The sequence below is a fragment of the Prevotella aurantiaca genome, assembly GCF_015262605.1.
Classification (GTDB): Bacteria; Bacteroidota; Bacteroidia; order Bacteroidales; family Bacteroidaceae; genus Prevotella; species Prevotella aurantiaca.
This window is the reverse complement of sequence record NZ_JABZSJ010000001.1, coordinates 71,591-90,139: the sequence shown is the minus strand read 5'-3', so window position 1 is coordinate 90,139 and position 18,549 is coordinate 71,591. Positions and strand designations below refer to the sequence as shown.

12 protein-coding genes are annotated in these 18,549 nt (G+C 43.1%); 3 read left to right on the top strand and 9 right to left on the bottom strand.

Going from position 1 to position 18,549, the window contains the following annotated elements:
- Positions 1-510, top strand: coding sequence for a hypothetical protein (locus tag HXN26_RS00295; protein WP_024999719.1), 510 nt, complete (start codon positions 1-3; stop codon positions 508-510).
- A gap of 323 nt (positions 511-833) precedes the next feature.
- Here the strand turns inward: HXN26_RS00295 and HXN26_RS00290 are convergent, their stop codons facing one another.
- The 7 genes from HXN26_RS00290 to feoB all read right to left on the bottom strand — a co-directional run bounded on the left by HXN26_RS00290 (position 834) and on the right by feoB (position 10,578).
- Positions 834-1,382: a hypothetical protein gene (locus HXN26_RS00290; protein ID WP_273158060.1), complete on the bottom strand. Its 549-nt coding sequence runs from the start codon at positions 1,380-1,382 to the stop codon at positions 834-836.
- A 153-nt stretch (positions 1,383-1,535) separates the two neighbouring features.
- Positions 1,536-2,147, bottom strand: coding sequence for a hypothetical protein (locus HXN26_RS00285; RefSeq protein WP_273158058.1), 612 nt, complete (start codon positions 2,145-2,147; stop codon positions 1,536-1,538).
- Between the two features lie 388 nt (positions 2,148-2,535).
- Positions 2,536-3,003, bottom strand: a complete 468-nt coding sequence (gene nrdG / locus HXN26_RS00280) for an anaerobic ribonucleoside-triphosphate reductase activating protein (RefSeq protein WP_273158056.1) — start codon at positions 3,001-3,003, stop codon at positions 2,536-2,538.
- Between the two features lie 123 nt (positions 3,004-3,126).
- Positions 3,127-5,226: an anaerobic ribonucleoside-triphosphate reductase gene (gene nrdD, locus HXN26_RS00275; RefSeq protein WP_273158054.1), complete on the bottom strand. Its 2,100-nt coding sequence runs from the start codon at positions 5,224-5,226 to the stop codon at positions 3,127-3,129.
- Between the two features lie 424 nt (positions 5,227-5,650).
- Positions 5,651-6,499 (bottom strand): patatin-like phospholipase family protein, encoded by an 849-nt coding sequence (locus tag HXN26_RS00270; RefSeq protein ID WP_273158053.1) that lies wholly within the window; start codon positions 6,497-6,499, stop codon positions 5,651-5,653.
- A gap of 280 nt (positions 6,500-6,779) precedes the next feature.
- On the bottom strand, positions 6,780-7,943 hold the full coding sequence (locus tag HXN26_RS00265) for a penicillin-binding transpeptidase domain-containing protein (protein ID WP_273158051.1): 1,164 nt from the start codon (positions 7,941-7,943) through the stop codon (positions 6,780-6,782).
- A 160-nt stretch (positions 7,944-8,103) separates the two neighbouring features.
- Positions 8,104-10,578 (bottom strand): ferrous iron transport protein B, encoded by a 2,475-nt coding sequence (feoB, locus tag HXN26_RS00260; RefSeq protein ID WP_273158049.1) that lies wholly within the window; start codon positions 10,576-10,578, stop codon positions 8,104-8,106.
- 343 nt (positions 10,579-10,921) lie between these two features.
- Here feoB and HXN26_RS00255 point away from each other — a divergent pair, with 343 nt between their 5' ends.
- Entirely contained in the window at positions 10,922-11,959 is a 1,038-nt protein-coding gene (locus HXN26_RS00255; RefSeq protein ID WP_273158047.1) for a YeiH family protein, read from the top strand.
- 560 nt (positions 11,960-12,519) lie between these two features.
- Here HXN26_RS00255 and HXN26_RS00250 read toward each other — a convergent pair.
- Complete coding sequence (locus HXN26_RS00250) at positions 12,520-13,200, bottom strand: YiaD family glycine zipper/OmpA-like lipoprotein (RefSeq protein ID WP_024999711.1); 681 nt, start codon at positions 13,198-13,200, stop codon at positions 12,520-12,522.
- Positions 13,201-13,471: 271 nt separating this feature from the next.
- On the opposite strand from HXN26_RS00250, the gene proS reads away from it, so the two are divergent.
- Positions 13,472-14,953, top strand: coding sequence for a proline--tRNA ligase (proS, locus tag HXN26_RS00245; RefSeq protein ID WP_273158043.1), 1,482 nt, complete (start codon positions 13,472-13,474; stop codon positions 14,951-14,953).
- 470 nt (positions 14,954-15,423) lie between these two features.
- On the opposite strand, the gene HXN26_RS00240 is transcribed toward proS, so the two are convergent.
- Positions 15,424-18,105 (bottom strand): C10 family peptidase, encoded by a 2,682-nt coding sequence (locus tag HXN26_RS00240; protein ID WP_273158041.1) that lies wholly within the window; start codon positions 18,103-18,105, stop codon positions 15,424-15,426.
- Positions 18,106-18,549: the final 444 nt, after the last annotated feature.

The window sequence follows — 18,549 nt, the reverse complement described above, 5'->3', positions numbered from 1 at the left end:
ATGAAACGAATACTAATTACACTAATTTTACTATATGTTGCCATATTGGGGAAAGCCCAATATGGCAATTATGTACAATTAACAGCGGTCGATTTGTTGCAATATCAGCTGCAAAAGACACGCAAGCAGTCGGCAGTTGCGCCCTTCGCACGCTACGGATTGCGACGTATTCGTGCCTCTAAATATCTTGAAGATAGCGACCCTCGCCACATCTGGGGCTTGCGTTTGCACCCCAACGAGCAGTATGTTGCTACCGAACCGCTATATAAACTCTTTCAAAGAGACGACCTTTCGTCGATTGCCATCATTGATACGCAAGGCGGAAGCATCGAGGTGGTATTCTGGGACAAGGCTTATTATCGCCGCTTTGCCCAACAATTGCGCAATATGGGCTTTGTTTTGAGCAACAGCAGCATTGCTACCAACGTGTTGCAGTTCCGCAAATCGGATACAACAGTGAAGGTAGATATTACCATTTGGCCCGATATTTACATCTTAAAAATTGAGTAGGGTGGGCTGGTTTAGCTGCCCCTGTTTTGTAAAAGAAATACATGTGAAAAGTGATTGAAGTTGTTTTATCTTACAAAAGCGCCTGTTTTGCATTGCAAAACAGGCGCTTTTGCTGTGTAATATAGGCACTTTTGCAATGCAAAACAAGGGGTATTGCAACGTGCTGAAAGTGTGGTTGTTACACAAAACGTGGGGTGTTCCGAAATCTTTACACTTATTTTCAGTGTTTTCAGCTTTTGAAATGGAAAGAGAAAGCGATTCGCGTTTGTTCTTATTCCGTCCGAATACTTTTCTTGAAGTGTTTGTTCGGCGTGGATTGCGTATTACTTTTTCGAGTCGTCAGTCCCCTTTTGTTCCTCATTCATCGGCTCTTCTTCCGTATATTCTATAATTTCATGGAACATCGGAGTAATGATAATGCACTGCTTATCTAAGTCCTCTTCTATGAAGTATTTACCGTCTGGGCGAAGCATGACTTTTGTTTCGTACGAGAAAAGTTCTTCTTCTCCATACTTACCTCGGCCTCTCTTGTCTACTACAACACGGAATTTAAAGTGGTGAAATCCTGGAGCTATGAGGCACTTATTGTATATCCAATAGGTTACATCCTTGCCGTTTGGCATTCCATCTATGGCTTCTATGACGATTCTTTTCGGTATTACGGCAAACTTTTTTCTATTGAAATGCAGTGTTACAGCACTTCGATGTTCGCCCAACCAGCGGTACGTCAGTCGGAGATACCGTACAAACAATATGATTCCAATGAATTGTTCAACTGCAAAAAGAATAGGAATTCCATACCGAATCAGCATGTTATCAGACATCGAAACCATAAAAGATGCCAAACCAGTAACTGTGAATAAGACGAACAAAACACCTATAATGATGTTTTGTTTCGAGTAATTGCTGGTGTGAAAAAACCTCGGTTCGAAATAGATACCTGTAAAAATGGCAAACAATAACCCGAAAAAAACGGTAACATATATAAATATTACGTAATCAAAACCCATACTATCATCAATTTTTTAAGCTTGTAAACGGAAGTATAACGCCTGTCGTTGTTCATCTTCTTCTATGTAGTAGGTACCCTGTTCGGTCAGTTCCACTTCCACTTCCTGACTGAACAAGGTTTCTTCAGCATTCGTTCGGTTTTCTAACGACTTCACCACTCTGAAGTGAAAGCGGTGTTTGCCAGGCGGAATCAAACATCTGTTGAAAGCCCAAAATACGAGTCCTCTACCTTCAGGCATGCCGTCTATCGATACAATAATGGTTCTGTGGGCAAACAAATAGTGTTTTGCCTGCTTGAAACGGAGCGTTGCGTGGTTGGCGTTTAGGGCTTTCCACTGCTTCGTTCGTAATAAAAATATAAAGAAAATAATGCTTTCTGCAAAGATGAAAACAGCAAGAAGAGCGGGGAAGATATGCATATTGATGGGGAGAATAGGGCTGATGAGAATCATCATTATCGTGCCAAAGAACACCGTATTGAATAGGAATATCCTCTTGGCATTGCGGTTTCGTGTTTCAGGTTCTTGATGGTAGAACTTCGGCCGTAGCACCAATCCACCGACAAGGGCATATACGAACCCTGTCAGAATAAGGCAAATTACTGGTATAGGCATGTCTAAAACCATACTAATCTCTCACTTTTGTTGTTATGTATATCTGTTAAAGCGTTTTAAACTATATCGTAATATTGTTCAACTGCTCGTATATTCACAGCTAAATCGGTAGAATATACATCACAAAAAGGTAAACAAGAGAATGCTAATACGATGCAATTATTTAGATAAATCGCACTTCTCTGCTTCCTAAATGCAAACTTACACAAAATATTTGAATAAAAAAAGATATATGTTAAAAACTTCTTTGCTTTTCAATGGTATTTCTTTTAAAATGTGGTTGGTTCGCTTTTAGATGATTTTAAGGGCTTTCTATCTTTCTTAGATTCTATAGTTCTCCTATAAGTTCTATGAAAAATAGAATCGCCTTGCCCCTCTTTCACGCTTTTTTCTAAAAGCTTTATTTCTTCCAAAACAGGTTGGTAATATCCTCCAACTTCCTGTCTTCCGTTATCCTATACATGTGTTGGTTGGTTCGTCGGCTGTCTAATCCACCCAAATGGCGAATGTATGGTCCAACCTTAATATAATCGAAGTGGGGCAGTTGAATCTCCGCTGCTATGGTAGTGCGGCCAGTGTACCAGCCCACCTTTATCTCCTTGTGTTGCATTCGCATATAAGCAGCCAAACGGTCGATGGCCTCTGGTTCGCTGTCGCCACCCATAAAGCCGATGCAGGTAATGCGTTCGCCATGCTCGTTCAGCAACTTTTCTATTGCTTCGGGGGTTAAAGCGTCGCCTACATCCTTCCATAAGAAGGTGCTATGGCAGCCCGGACAGCGGCAAGGACAGTTCGATAAGTTGATGGCCAGCGTTACTTCGTCGGGGAATTCTTGGAATACTATGTCGGTATCTACGTATTTTAGCATTTAAAAAGCCTTTATTAAAACGGTGTGCACACTGCTCAACGCAGTATGCACACACTATAAACGAAAATATAAATCATTGAAGGTGTAATGAAATGCACCCTCATGCACCTCACGCTTGAGGACCTATACTGTATACTTTTCCTTTGTTGCGTAGTAGCGTTTGCCTGCTTCTGTCTGACGAGCAGCCGAGAAATTGCTTACACGCTTCATATATCCGATAACTCGGGTAAGGTAATCTACGTTCTCAGAGTGGCAGTGTGGGCACTCTTTAAGGTTACGTTTGTCGATGTGTCCGCACTCGTTGCACACCGTATTCGGTATGTTGAACGTGAAATAGTTGCATCCTTCCTCTGCAGCAACGCGCATTAGCTGGCGGTATTGAGCCTGTGAGAGATGCTCATCGAGGTTCATGTGCAGTGCCGAACCACCTGTAAGGTGTTCTATGTAAGGCGCTCCGTGCAAGCGGAACTTATCCAATATCGTTAAAGAATTGTCTTCTACGCGATAGAAATAGCTGTTATAGCAGTCGCGTGGTACGAAGTATCCATCGGCTTTGTCCCACTTTGCGTGCTTCACACCAACGTTTTCGGCAGGTATCATCTCGCAGTTGAACATGGCTTCCTTCGTGCGATACTGCTTATTATAAGTCTCGATAAGCCCTAAGACGGTTTGTACAAACTCCTTGTATTCGTTGTTAGGTGTAATATTCAAGCCCATAAACTCGGCTGCTTCAACCAGTCCGTTGATACCAATGGTAAGGTATTGGCGGTCGATATTGATGTATCCAGCGTCGAAGAGCGGCAACATGTGGTGTTTTAGCAAGTCTTTCAGGTTCTCATTGTATGCCAATTGCACCTTATGACAAAGGTCTATGATGTGTGAAAGATACTCTTTGTAGTCGAGATTCTTATTGACTGCGTACTGGATGCAGCGGTTTAAGTTGATGGTAAGCACACTCTTAGAACCTGTTGATACGCCTCCTGCACCGAGTGTGTACGAGAAACCGTTGTCTTGAATCTCATTACGGAGACGGCAGCATGAGCTTAACGAGTCGGCATTGTCGCTCATATAAGTAAAGAAACTGTGTCCGTCAGCATACATTTGAGCTGCAAAGTCAGCCCATTCGGTATCGCGGCATTCACCATTTTCAGAGAGAAGCGCCATTGTTTCAACTGGGAATGTAAGCACAGCCTTAGTGCGTTCCTGGTTAAACCAAGTCATGAAGCGCTTTTGTAGCCATGATACACCGTCCCAATCGGGCTGCGATCCGTCAGGGAAATAGAAGCTATCGAAGAGCGATTCGAAGTAGAACTTGTCGTAATACGATATGTTCCAGAACACCGCTTGGTAGTTTCTTGCACCTGTTGGTTGGTTCAACGAGTACACGATTTGCTCGAAGAAGTCGGTTATAATCTTATCTATTGTGCGTTGTTTCAAGCTCAAGTCCACCACCTTTTCAGGGTTTTTCCAGTAGTCTTTGCCGTATTCTTTCTGTATAAAGTAGTTCATATACATTAAGAACTCGGGTGTTGCGCATGCTCCTGCAAGCATACTTGACACCATAAACACCATGTTTATGAAGCCACCGCAGAAGCTTTTAAGGTTGGTTGGGGCTGTAGAGTTACCTCCAATCGACGTTGTTCCACCGATAAGCCATGGGTACATGGTGATAGAAGCGCAGTAATTGGCGAGGTTTGTCTCGTCGTTCTTATATATAAAGTGGTTGTTCAACAAGTGCAAATACTCGTCCGAAACCTCTTTACCATACATTTTCTTAATGCGATCGGTAAGCAATCGGCGGTTTAAACGTATGAAACCCTGCTTTGGAAGTTCGCCTATGAGCGTTGCAATGTTCTTGTTTTCCACGTTAGCATTGGCATCAAACTTCGATCCAGTGGCTGCATTCTCAGCATGACAGTAGTCTGTTAGGAAGCGCATCTTCTCTAATACCTCTCTGTCTTCGGTGTGTTGGTGGCGGTAAACAATGAAGCTTTTGGCCACATGGTAGTGTCCTTCCTTCATTAAAGCCTCTTCTACTTGGTTTTGAATGTCCTCTACTTTAATGTCATCATGAATGTCTATGTTCGCAAGAACTTTAGAAACTGTGCCGAGGTCGGTAGGTTCGCCTACGCTTTCGAATGCCTTTATGATGGCATTCATAATCTTGTCGAGTGAGAAACGGTCCTTAGAGCCGTCACGTTTGGTAATGGTGAAATTCTTCATCTTAACTTTTTAGTATATCCTTGTTATTTATTTGGTGTTAATGTTGCCTTATTGATGCACTCTGTTTTTAATTGTTGAATATCGTTTTGGTAAACTTTATCTGTTGCAAAGGTAGGAAAAAGAAAACGAATAAAACAAATTTTTCCAGCGAAAAAATTCCTGTCTTTTTAAGCTGAACCGACCATTGCATTTTGTAACTAACTGATAATAAGCATATAAAAAATACGCTTTAAAGCGAACGTTCTTTGCTTATTTAGAAAAAAGAGTAAACCTTTTGCGAAATGAAAGAGTCGAAAATTTTTCTTTTTGGAAAATTTTTTGGAAAACAATGACGTCTAAGTTTTCCAAAAAGAATTATTTTATTGCTGTGTGTTTGTGTATTTATTGTTCGGTTTTGATGTTGTTTTTTGTAATCTCGATGTTGCTATTTTGCCAAGAATTGTTGTAGCTTTTGCAGTTCGGCAGTGGCTACTTTTCGTCCTTCTTCGTATATTTCTTGCATCTTTTCGGGGTTGTGTGTCATGCGTCCGACGTTTAGAGCGGCTTGTGGTCGAATAACAAATATGTGGCCAGCCTGCTCCTCTTGCAGAACAAAATCGAGCTGTTTATTATACATAATGTGTCGTTCTGCGAGTGCTTTTATCATTTTTGGGTGGTGATTTAGCTGTAATCGCATCAGCGGCATAATGTTTATGGGTCGCTTTCGATAGCCTTTGGGCTGCGTTAGTACCACAACGTTGCGCTCATATCCCTGCCGTTGGAAGAAGTCGAGCGGTATTGAGTCGGCCACACCACCATCTAAAAGGCGTTGTCCGTTCAGATTTACCACCTTAGACATAAGCGGCATAGATGCCGAAGCCCTTATAAACTCCAGTTCGTCATAGTCTAACGTCTTCAGATTTCGGTACACAGCCTTACCCGAACCCACATTGGTGGCCACCGCCCAGAACTCCATTGGATTATTACGGAAGGTTTCGAAGTCGGCAATATCCAGTTCGTTGGGCAGCGTATGGTAGGCAAATTCAGCGTTAAAGTAGTTGCCTGTGGTGAAGAGCGACCACCAAGAGGCATACCGTCGGTCTTTTGCGAAGCGCTTATTGTAACGAATTGCACGCCCAATCTGCTTTGTTTTGTAGTTGCAACCAAAGGCTGCGCCAGCCGAAACGCCCACTGCGCCATCGAATTCGATGCCGTTTTCCATCATAACATCGATGACACCCACAGTGAATAAGCCACGCATTGCGCCACCTTCTAATACCAATCCAGTTTTCATTTGTTGTTGTTTGTTATCCCTACAAAAGTAAGAATGTTTTGCGAGAAAAGCAAAAAAAAGTAGCAAGAACAGCACCATCGGAACGTTAAAAAATCTACTTTCTCTGACTATATAAACGATAAAGTCCGAATGCAGAGCCTCTGCACATTATGTGCTACGGCTTCGCGTTCGGACTGCAAACCATGCAGCATCTTTGCTGCATAGGCTGTATAGCATTGCTGCTGAGGCTATACGCTGTTTGTGCATGGGTCTTATCGGAACCCAAAGTAGCCAGTCGGGCCTACTTTTTCAGTGCTTTATGAATTATCTTTGCGGCCATCGGAGCAGCCACATCAGCCCCAAATCCAGCGTTTTCGATGAACACTGAAATGGCAATTTGAGGGTTGTTCATAGGTGCAAAGGCGATAAATGCAGAGTGGTCTTTGCCCTCGTTTTCCACTGTACCCGTCTTTCCGCAAATCGAAAATTCCTTTGTATTGATGGCACGGGCCGTTCCCCATGTTACAACATTGCGCATTCCTTCAATCACAGGAGTATAAGCGTCAGCCGAAACAAGCGTTTGGTGGCGTTCGAGAAAACGTTTTGGCAACGGATTTTCGGGCGTATTAGGACGAATATGCGGTGTGTAGAAGTAGCCACGGTTGGCTATCGAGGCTGCAAGATTGCAAAGCTGAAGCGGTGTAACAGTGATGTCTCCCTGTCCCATACCCGTCCAAATAATGGTCAATGGTCTCCATCCATTCCTGTAACGGCGTGCTAAATAGTTTGAAGTAGGCAGCAAACCGCCCTTCTCTCCGGGCATATCAATGCCGAGCGGACCGCCCAATCCCATGCTCTTCATATAGCTATGCCACTTTTCGATGGCTACATCGAAAGAGCCATATTTGGCTTTATTGCCAATCATATCCTTGAAAGACTTTAGGAAAAAAGTGTTGCACGAGTTGGCAATGGCACTGCGTAGCATCAGCGGAGAGGCGTGTTTGTGGCACTTCACCTTGATGTTCTCTTCACGAAAAGCCCCAAAGCACGTTTGTTTTGTATCGGCCTTGATGATTCCTTCCGACAGAAACGTCAGCGCTTGAGCCGTTTTAAAGGTAGAACCAGGGGCATAAGCGGTGGCAATAGCGAGGTCGTTGTTCGGTCCTTCGGGCGAGTTTGTCGCCAAACATATCACCTCTCCTGTGCTTGGTCTGATGGCAATAATGCTGCCTTTATGCCCTTTAAGCAGTTCGTTGGCTAGCTGTTGCAACTCAGGAAGTAGTGTTGTGGCCTCTTCCGCAGTCGTTGTCGTAGTGGTTTTGTTAGTTGGTTGAGTTGTTTTCTTGTTTGTTTGAGGTGTCTTAACCTTATCGGGATACAGTCGTTCCATCTCTCCGTGGTACTCTTGAGCGATGGCTGTGGCTGCCATAAAGGTACAAATGGCACCTAAGATATATCTTTTCATATTACAAAGTTTTCAGATTTCAGATTACAAAGATATACAATAATTACACTATCCGCACCATTCCAGTGGGTGAATTGACGTTTTTTACCTAATTTTACAAGAACAATACACCCACCTCCGCACCCATATTAGCACGGAGCGGGGCCTTCGGTACGTGCTGTTAGAGGAAGAGTCTGCCCACTTGGAAGACGATAGCGCTGACCACCCATGCTAATGCTGTGGTGTAGAAGGCAGCAAACAAGCCCCATTTCCAACTGCCCGTTTCGCCTTTTATGGCTGCAATGGTAGCCACACAAGGGAAGTAGAGCAACACAAAAAGCAAGAAACAGAAAGCCGTTAGCGTGGCCAAAGGCTTTGCCGCATCGTATGAAATGTTGTTTCGTTTCGCAATGTCGGCAGTCATTTGGTGGCGCAATAGTTCGTATTTACCGCTTTCATTGTTGTACTCATTGTCGTCTTTGAACGAGTCGTTGTTGGTATATAGCACGCCCATCGTAGAAGCAACAATCTCCTTTGCGCCCACACCAGCAAGCAAACCAACGTCTAAACGCCAATCGAAACCCATCGGGCGGAACACAGGTTCGATGGTCTTTCCTATTCTGCCAATGTAGCTTTGCTCCTGCTGTTCCTGCTTTCCCATGTCGGGATTGTCGGGCAATGGGAAGTAGCCTAAGGCCCAAACGATGACCGAAGCCACCAGAATGATGCCTCCCATCTTCTTCAAATACTGCTTACCTTTCTCCCAAGTGTGGCGTCCTATCGCCTTCCATGTAGGGAAACGGTAGGGTGGAAGTTCCATCACAAAAGGTGTATCTTCGCCCTTTACAAGAGTTTTAGAGAAAAGACGAGCCAGCAATACCGCTATCAGAATACCGATAATGTAAAGCGCCATCATAACAGTTGAGCGATATTGAGCAGCAAAAAACGATCCCGTTATCATTATATAAATAGGTAAGCGAGCCGAACAGCTCATCATAGGCAATACCAACATCGTAACCAAACGACTGCGTTTGCTCTCTATTGTACGCGTTGCCATGACGGCAGGAACGTTGCAACCGAAGCCCATAATAAGCGGAATGAACGACTTTCCATGCAGTCCCATTTTGTGCATGAGCCTGTCCATGATGAAAGCAGCGCGCGACATGTAGCCGCAATCCTCCATGTACGAGATGAAAAAGTATAGGATTAGGATTTGCGGAAGGAACACAATAACGGCTCCAACACCCGCAATGGCACCATCAACGAGCATGGCTTTCACTGGACCATCGGGCAAAACGTTGTTTAAAAGTTCCGAAATCCAAGCCACACCAGCATCAATCCAGTCCATAGGATACTGCCCAAGAGTGAACGTTGCAGTAAACATGACAAAGAGAATGAGGAAGAAAAGCGGGAAGCCCAGATACTTATTCGTTAGTATTTTGTCTACTTTGCGAGTGGTAGTATAAGTATCTTTACCTTCGCCTGTGGTATATTTAGCCTCTTGCAACGCTCCGTGAATGAAACCATACTTAGCGTCCATGATAGCCGTTTCGCTATCTTTACCCGTTTCTTCCTTTACTCTTTGTGCCGTTTCGTCGCGGTGTTGCATTATCTCTTTGGCCTCCGAGAAAGTAGAAACAAGCTTTTCAGTTTCCTTATCGTTCTCCAATAGCTTAATCGCAAGGTAGCGCGTAGAGTACTTTTGCTTAATATCAGGTTCACGTTTCAAGTGTTCCTTTATTTCGGCAATACCATTTTCGAGTTCGTGTCCATGGTTGATGTGAATGTGGCGGTATAGCAGAGAGTCGCCATCTTTGCCCTCATAGTTCTGTATTACCGTTCTGAACAGGTCCTCAACGCCCCTTCCCGACTTGAATACAGTGGGCACCATAGGCACTCCGAGCAGCGTTCCGAGCTTCTTATAGTCGATGTTGTCGCCCCTGTTTTCTACCTCGTCGTACATGTTTAGCGCACATACCATAGGTACATGCATATCAATTAGTTGCGTAGTAAGGTAGAGGTTACGCTCGAGGTTCGATGCATCGATAACGTTGATAACGATGTCTGGTGTTTTCTCAACGATTTGTTTGCGCACGTAAAGTTCCTCTGGACTGTAAGCAGAAAGACTATATGTGCCTGGCAAATCGACCAATTCGAAGTGGTAGCCCAGCATATCGGTGTAGCCATACTTGGCATCTACCGTAACGCCCGAGTAGTTTCCGACACGTTCGTGCGCCCCCGAAGCAAAGTTAAAGAGCGATGTTTTGCCGCAGTTAGGGTTGCCCACGAGCGCCACATTGATGGTGTGGTGCTTTCGGTTGGCCACTTTCACAGCCTCGTCGGGCGTGAGTGCGGGGTCAAAAGGGTCGGTAGGGTCGGCCTCAATAGCGGGGTTGTATTGAGTGTTATCCATTGTGTTACGAGGCGTTGCGTCCACAGCCATCACCTCAATCAGGTCCGCTTCGCTGTGTCGGAGGCTTACCTCGTAGCCCATAATGCGGTATTTCACAGGGTCTTGCAGCGGAGCATTGAGGAGTACTTTCACCTCTTTTCCGTTGATAAACCCCATCTCTATAATTCGTTTTCTGAAGCCTCCATGTCCCGAAACCTTAACAATGATGCCAGTTTCGCCTGTCTTCAGTTCTGATAACTTCATAATCTTGTCCTTTAAAACAAAAGTAATGCGATGGCAGGTATTAGCAACTTGCAGACTGATACCCCCAAAGCCACTTAACTACTACAAAGATACAAAGAAATCGTTGTAGGGAAAACACAATCTACTTAAAACTTTAATAAAATACCTAATAATGGGGATAGGCTTCTATTTCTTTTACAATGGAGGTGCAAAGGGTAGGTAGAAGATGTTAAATAATTGTCGTTCTGTATAACCGAGTTATTGATTTTTCTGTACCTTTGCAGCAATAAAACCGTGTTATGATACTTTTTCGACTCAGAAATAAGCCTGCAAAGAGCGAATAACAAGTAATAAAACAACATATATGAAACTTACAGAACAACGCAGTAGCATGCTTCATGGAGTCCTTTTAATGGCACTTTTTGCATGTGCTGCCTTTTATCTCGGCGACATGGAGTTTGCCAAAACCCTGTCGTTTTCGCCAATGATAATCGGTATTATCCTTGGTATGCTTTACGCTAACAGCCTAAGAAACAACCTGCCAGAGACGTGGACACCTGGTATTGTATTCTGTTCGAAACGTATTTTACGCTTCGGTATCATTCTGTACGGCTTTAAATTAACCTTCCAAGACATCACCGCTGTTGGCTTACCAGCCATCATTATCGATGCCATTGTAGTAACCGTAACCATTCTGCTCGGCCTTTTCGTGGGCAAATTGCTAAAGATGGACCGCAGCATAGCGTTGCTTACAGCCTGCGGAAGTGCCATTTGTGGAGCGGCAGCCGTTATGGGTGTGGACGGCGCAATACGTCCGAAGCCCTACAAAACTGCTGTTGCCGTAGCCACAGTAGTTATCTTTGGCACCCTCTCCATGTTCCTTTATCCCGTTCTTTATCGTGCTGGCGTGTTCGATTTGCCCGCTCAACAGATGGGCATTTTCGCTGGTTCTACCATACACGAAGTAGCCCACGTGGTAGGAGCAGGCAATGCAATGGGAGCCGCAATCAGCGATAATGCCATCATAGTAAAAATGATTCGTGTTATGATGTTGGTTCCTGTGCTACTCGTTATCGCCTTTTTTGTGGCAAAAGACGTTGCCAATCGCGAACAGACAGAGGGTAAGAAGAGCAAAATACAGGTGCCTTGGTTTGCCATAATGTTCCTACTTGTAATCTGTTTCAATAGTTTTAACCTGTTGCCCGAGCCAGTTGTGAAAGGCATTGTAACCTTAGACACCTTCCTTTTGACAATGGCTATGACGGCATTGGGAGCAGAAACAAGCATAGATAAGTTTAAGAAAGCAGGTTTTAAACCCTTCTTGTTGGCAGCCATTATCTATTGTTGGCTCATTGGAGGCGGCTATTGTCTGGCCCGTTTCGTAGTTCCAATGCTCATGTAAAGATAGCGAAAGCACAGCAGAAGTCTGCTTTAGGGTGGGGAAGAGTTGTGCTTTTCAGAATCGGAAGTCCTTGTATTCGAGTGGTCAAATTAGGCTTTCGTTCCTTAAAATATTCGTTTTCATTTTTAACGATAAAGGCAATAACGCTTCTGTAAAATTGTAAACATTTTACAGAAGCGTATCTTTTGTGTAACATACTCGTTATCAGCATATTGCAATACCCCTTGTTTTACATTGCAAAACAGCCTCTTTTGCACGGCAAAACAGGCCCTTTTGCCTTGCAATATAGGCTCTTTTGCAATGCGAAACCGATGCTATCGTTTTTCATTGATATTTTCTTTACAAAGAAGGAGTGGGTTTATTCCTTTGTAGCTACATGTATTACATACTTATTTTCTGCCCATATTAAAAATAATTGTAAGGTGTAATAAGCATGAAAAGAATATTCATCAACTTGCTACACCCCATGTTGTGTTCTTCCAAACACACAAAATAAGGCGCGCTCCGAAAGAGGAACGCGCCCTTTTTGTAGATATATTAGTCAAATTTACCTTATGTAATTACAAGCGACCTTTATTGGCCTTGTCAATCATTTCCTTAGAAGCGTACAAGTAAACCTCTACTCTTCGGTTGGCTTGGCTGATGCGTTTGTTCTCAATAGGGTTTGAACTACCGAGTCCTTCAACGGTGCGAATCTGTCTTGAAGATACGCCATTGCTACGCAAGAAAGACGATACCGCCTTAGCACGACGCTCTGATAGTGGAATATTTATATCGTCGTTACCCGATGCATCGGTGTATCCTTGAATGGCAACGTCGCAGTCGTTGTTCTGCTTCATAACGCCAGCGAACTTTGTTAAGTCATTTTTTGCAGAAGCATTGAGGGTAGAACTGTTGAGTGCGAAGAGGATTCCAGAGTCGAAAGTAACCTTGACACAATCGAAACCGTTAGCATCTTTAACTGTTTCAATCTTTGCATTGTCCACCTGTGATTGGGTTTGTTGCTTCACTTTGTCCATGTGACGACCGATGATAGCACCTGTTCCAGCACCTACTGCGGCTCCAATTGCAGCACCGATCATAGTGCCTTTCGTGTTTTTACCAATTACATTGCCCACGATACCGCCAAGAACGGCACCTGCTCCTCCGCCTGCTGCACCATAAGTTTGTTGGTTTGTTGCACAACTTGATACGAGAGTAGCGACACAAAGTCCAGCTGCTATTGTCTTTAAATTCTTCATAATGCGTATAACTTTAATTATTTTACTTTAATATATGCTCTCTGTAAGCTAAACGACTTACCGCTGTTATCCTGTTGAACTTGCTTGACGATTAGTCGTTACTTGCAAAACAAAGATACAACTATTTTGATTTTAATATGTCGTTTGCCAACATTTTTTTGTAATTTTGCACAAAGTTACGCCTATTGCGTAAACAAAATGGAGGAAAATTCCTATTCCGTTGGGGAATTAACCTATAGTAATGAATAATAAGAAAAAGTTAATATAGATTATGGCAAAAGAACTAAAACATCTTACCAAGCGTGCTGAGAACTACTCACAGTGGTACAACGACTTGGTTGTTAAGGCTGAATTAGCCGAGCAATCGCCCGTCCGTGGCTGTATGGTAATTAAGCCTTACGGTTACGCTATATGGGAAAAGATGCAAGCACAGTTAGACAAAATGTTTAAAGAAACAGGTGCACAGAATGCTTATTTCCCCCTTCTTATACCGAAGAGCTTCCTTTCTCGCGAAGCTGAACACGTAGAAGGATTTGCCAAAGAGTGTGCCGTGGTTACACACTATCGCCTCCGTTCTAACGAGAAAGAGGGTGGAGTAGAGGTGGACCCAGCTGCTAAGCTTGAAGAAGAACTTATCATTCGCCCAACAAGCGAGACCATTATATGGAACACTTATAAGAATTGGATACACTCATATCGCGATTTACCATTGATGTGCAACCAGTGGTGCAACGTAATGAGATGGGAAATGCGTACCCGTCCTTTCCTCCGTACATCGGAATTCCTATGGCAAGAGGGCCACACAGCGCATGCAACACGCGAAGAAGCAGTAGATGAAGCAAAGAAAATGCTTAAGGTTTATGCCGACTTTGCCGAACAATGGCTCGCCATTCCTGTGGTGCAGGGCGTGAAAAGCGAGACCGAACGCTTCGCAGGAGCGTTGGATACATACACCATCGAGGCGATGATGCAAGACGGAAAGGCGCTACAGAGCGGCACATCGCACTTCCTTGGTCAGAACTTTGCTAAGTCGTTCGACGTTACTTTCCTTAATAAGGAGAACAAACCAGAATACGTTTGGGCTACATCATGGGGTGTAAGTACTCGCCTTGTAGGTGCGCTCATCATGACACACTCGGACGACAACGGTCTTGTACTCCCTCCAAAGATTGCTCCAATACAGGTTGTTATCGTGCCAATCTTTAAGGGTGACGAGCAGTTAGCGGCTATTTCGGCGAAGCTTCAGCCTGTTATCGACGAGCTTCGTAAGCTCGGCATCAGCGTAAAGTACGACGATTGCGACAACAAACGACCTGGTTTCAAGTTCGCCGACTACGAACTCAAGGGCGTTCCTGTGCGTTTAGCAATGGGCGGACGCGACTTAGAGAACAACACTGTGGAGATTATGCGTCGCGATACATTAGAAAAAGAAAGCGTATCGTTCGACGGTATCGTTGAGCGCATAAAGAGTTTGCTCGACGATATTCAGGCTAACATCTTCAAAAAGGCATTGGATTTCCGCAACGCAAATATACATGAGTGCGACAATTATGCCGAATTTAAAGAGAAAGTAAAGGACGGTGGCTTCTATTTGTGCCACTGGGACGGTACAGTAGAGACTGAAGAGAAGATTAAAGAAGAGACGCAGGCAACCATTCGTTGCGTTCCGTTCATGTTTGAACAAACCGAAGGCGTTGACATGGTGAGCGGAAAGCCTGCTAAACATCGTGTTATTATCGCACGTTCTTACTAAGAATAACCCACATTAACGATAAAGCCACGCTCCGTTTGGGGCGTGGCTTTTATTGTATATATATGCAAGAAAAGGGCTGTTGAGGCTCTCTCGCTTATTTGTTGAATATGTATAGCGTAACCATCTTGTTATCAGTGCGTTGCAATACCCATTGTTTTGCATCGCAAAAGAGCCTGTTTTGCACGGCAAAAGTGCCTATATTGCAACGCAAAACAGGCTCTTTTGGAAAACGAAAGCGGCAGTATTGTTTTGCGTTGTTATATTTATTGAGTTTTGGCTGTGTGTAGATGGATTTATATACATGTATATATGGGCAAGTGGCATCGGTATTTTCGGAATTTCGAAGCTGTGATTTGTGCTGGTTCGAGCGTTGATTTGGGCATAAAAGAATGTCCCAAAGATCGGACGAATCCAACCTTCGGGACGCATGAAAAAGTATAGAACCAGTCTTAATATCGTGTTTTAGTGCATTACTTCTTGATGAACTTTAAAGTCTGATTAGCCACCTTCACGAAGTAAATACCTGGTGTAAACTGAGAAACAGCAATGGTATTGCTACCTTTTTTGAGTGCTATTTCAGCCACCTTTGCACCTGTTGCGCTGTAGATGGTAGCTGTGCCAGCTTCTGTTGTTGCGACAGTTACATGCTCGTTTGCAACAGTTGGCTGAATACTAATGCTCTGGACGCCCACAGTTTCAATGCCATTTGTAGTGCCTACTTCAAGATTACGCTCATCAAAACCTACAGGAATGTAGGCAGGTTGCTGTGGTAATTCGTCTACATTTACTACAATTCCTTCGTCGTCTGAATCGTTATTATTGGTTGCACCAGTATATTTCACTTTAGAACCCACGTAGAATGGCACGCAGTCCCAAGTCCTGCAAACTTCCTTATCGCCTTCTATGTAGAGAATATTTACATAGTAACGTTTGTCTGTAAGCTTTGTGTGGTTCACCTTAAATTCTATAAATCCGCTTCCATACTTATCTATTTGGACATGCTTAACACTTTCAAGAGCTGATATCTTAGCTTCTTTGCTTCCGTAAGAGTCGGTGATAAAGATTTTAACAAAGCCTTTAAAGCCTCTTGTTGAGTATAGATACGCCTTCACGTTAAGGTCAACTCCCTTTGCAACAGTGCAATGTCTGCTGCCTACATACTTATCTTTTTGATAGAAAATAGCCGAGTAAAGTCTTACATTACCCATAGCAGGAGCTGGCTTTTGCCGTGGATCGATAATCAAAGAACATAAGTTCTCCGAGTTATGATATATAATCTTCTTTCCGTTGCCGTAAGCTATTGATAGTTTATAATCACCTGGCTGTAAGCTGAGGAAGTTTTTGTTGTTGGTGTTGAACGCAAGTTCTGCCCATTGGCCAGCCTTAATTGCAATGCTGTCAGTGGCGATAGTAATACCATTTGCAAGTAGTTCAATCTTACCATTATAGTCTTCTTTTCCAATATTTTTAACAGGAAGTTCCATCTTAACAGCTTCTCCCACATAGGTATAAACGTTAGATGGAGTAGTTGTAGTTACAATATGAGGACCTACTGGATATTCTTTAATGTTGATAATGCCAGCACTTTCGTCTATTGCTACCCATTTTCCATCGACTCTATAGCTAATGCGTAACTTGTAATTGCCAGTCTCAAAGTTGCTAAAATCAGTGTAGAAGTCGACTTCTTTAGTTTCTCCGCCTTCAATAAGAGATGCATGTCTGGTAGTTATACTTTTTGTTTCAGCGTTTGATCCCTCCTTAACAAAAGAGAGTTTGAGGTAGTAATGATATTTCGTTTTGCTGGTATTCTTCAGAGAAATGGTAAAATATTGTTGATTATCTCTGTAAAATTGAGCTGGTGTACAACCCCTTGCGATTGATAATTTGACCTTTTCTTCTACTACCGGTTGTGGTTTAATACCATCATTTGGCTTTAAATATCGTAGCATATAGTGGTTTCTATCGAATCGAAGAGGATCTATGCCAAGTCCTTTAGCAGTATATTCTATTATATTAATATCTGTCCAGCAGTTAGAATAGCTATTTTCTCCCCAATCAATGTGTACATAACCATCTTCAGCAAGGCCGTCAATAACGAAGCAAACAGTATCATATCTTGAGGATCCACTATATACTATAGGTCCATAATTGGTTAATTCGTCTTTAATTCCAGCCATCCATACAGAGTAAGAGAAGTTGCTACGTCTCAACAATTGGACTCCTTTATCGTAGTTAAAGTTCTCAACCAATGTCTTAGGAGCATCAAATAGGTTTGCACTGCTACCACCATAAGAAGGAACGTCAAAGTTTGTTTTCACACCATATGCCACATCTCGCAGTAGACGACCAATATTCTCAGCTTGAATATTGGTTACTTTCTGACCTGTTTCGCGGTTTATTCCTTTGTAGTCTATACCTTCAGGCATGTTCTTCCAGTCGTATTCTAGTTGCTCGTCGTAGTTTAAACGCATCGTATCACCCGTGTTTTCCCATAGATATTGTATAGATCCTTTGGGACGGGCAGGCCATTCGTGCCAGCGCATCACAGTTGCAAGAGCAGTTGCAACGGGGCCTGTTATAGATTTGGTACGTTTACCTTCTTTTGTATAATAAGGGCAATAGAGGTTGAAAGGATATAGTTCTCCCCAGCTGATGGGCGATTTTCGTCTGATTTTACGATTACTTTTCTCAACTTCAAGTAATGGTTCTATAATAGGTATTACATCGTGATATCTCGTAGCCCTTGCGAGTTTCTGATACGATTCAGAGGGTATGTCTTCCAAATTCTGCTGTGCCCACTCTATTTGATCGACGAAATCGTTGAACAATCCACTCATTGCGGGATTGCTTTCGATAAGTTCTTCGTCGAGATAACCTTTATCAGCGTATGCCAAAACGGCGCGCGTACGCGTGTCGCCCGATATTACAACGAAGCCTTGGTTGTTGCCTCGGTTGATGATATAGTACGGACGGGTGCTTGTTGAAGCGTTGTTTTGCGATTGATAACTCATCTTCAACCGTGCTTTTTTACTCTTAGAGACATTGAAGAAGTTCTCTGCTAACTGCTTAGCCTTCTGCGGTTGAATAGGCTCAGCTACTGTTGCTACACTTAATCCGAGTAATAGCGTAAGAAACGATAAATGCTTTTTCATAAATAGTTAAGTTAAATGATTGTTTGTTGAAAGTGCATTCCACGAATGTTACCATAGTTGAGAGGACAAAACCACCTATGTGTTCCGTTCCCAGCGTGCTTTTTTACATGTGCGAAATGCCCTGTATATAGACTGATTCTACCTCTTTCTACACTGAAAAATGTGTCTCATCAAATTGGATAAAGTATTCAATGCCCCTTTTATGGGGCATGAATACTGAGCTTTCCTAAGTACCGATTGGTTTTCTCAAGCGGATTTTCTTTCTGCTTTTTAATCTACGTTTTGAAATAAAAATAATGTAACTTTCTTTAAAAACCTCTTATATTTTATGACATCTGAAAAGGTTATACATTTAGACGATGGTTGTTACGTTAGTGTAAACCTTATTTTTCTAACGCAAATTTATGCATTTCTTATGAATAATGCAACTTTGCAAAGTGAAAA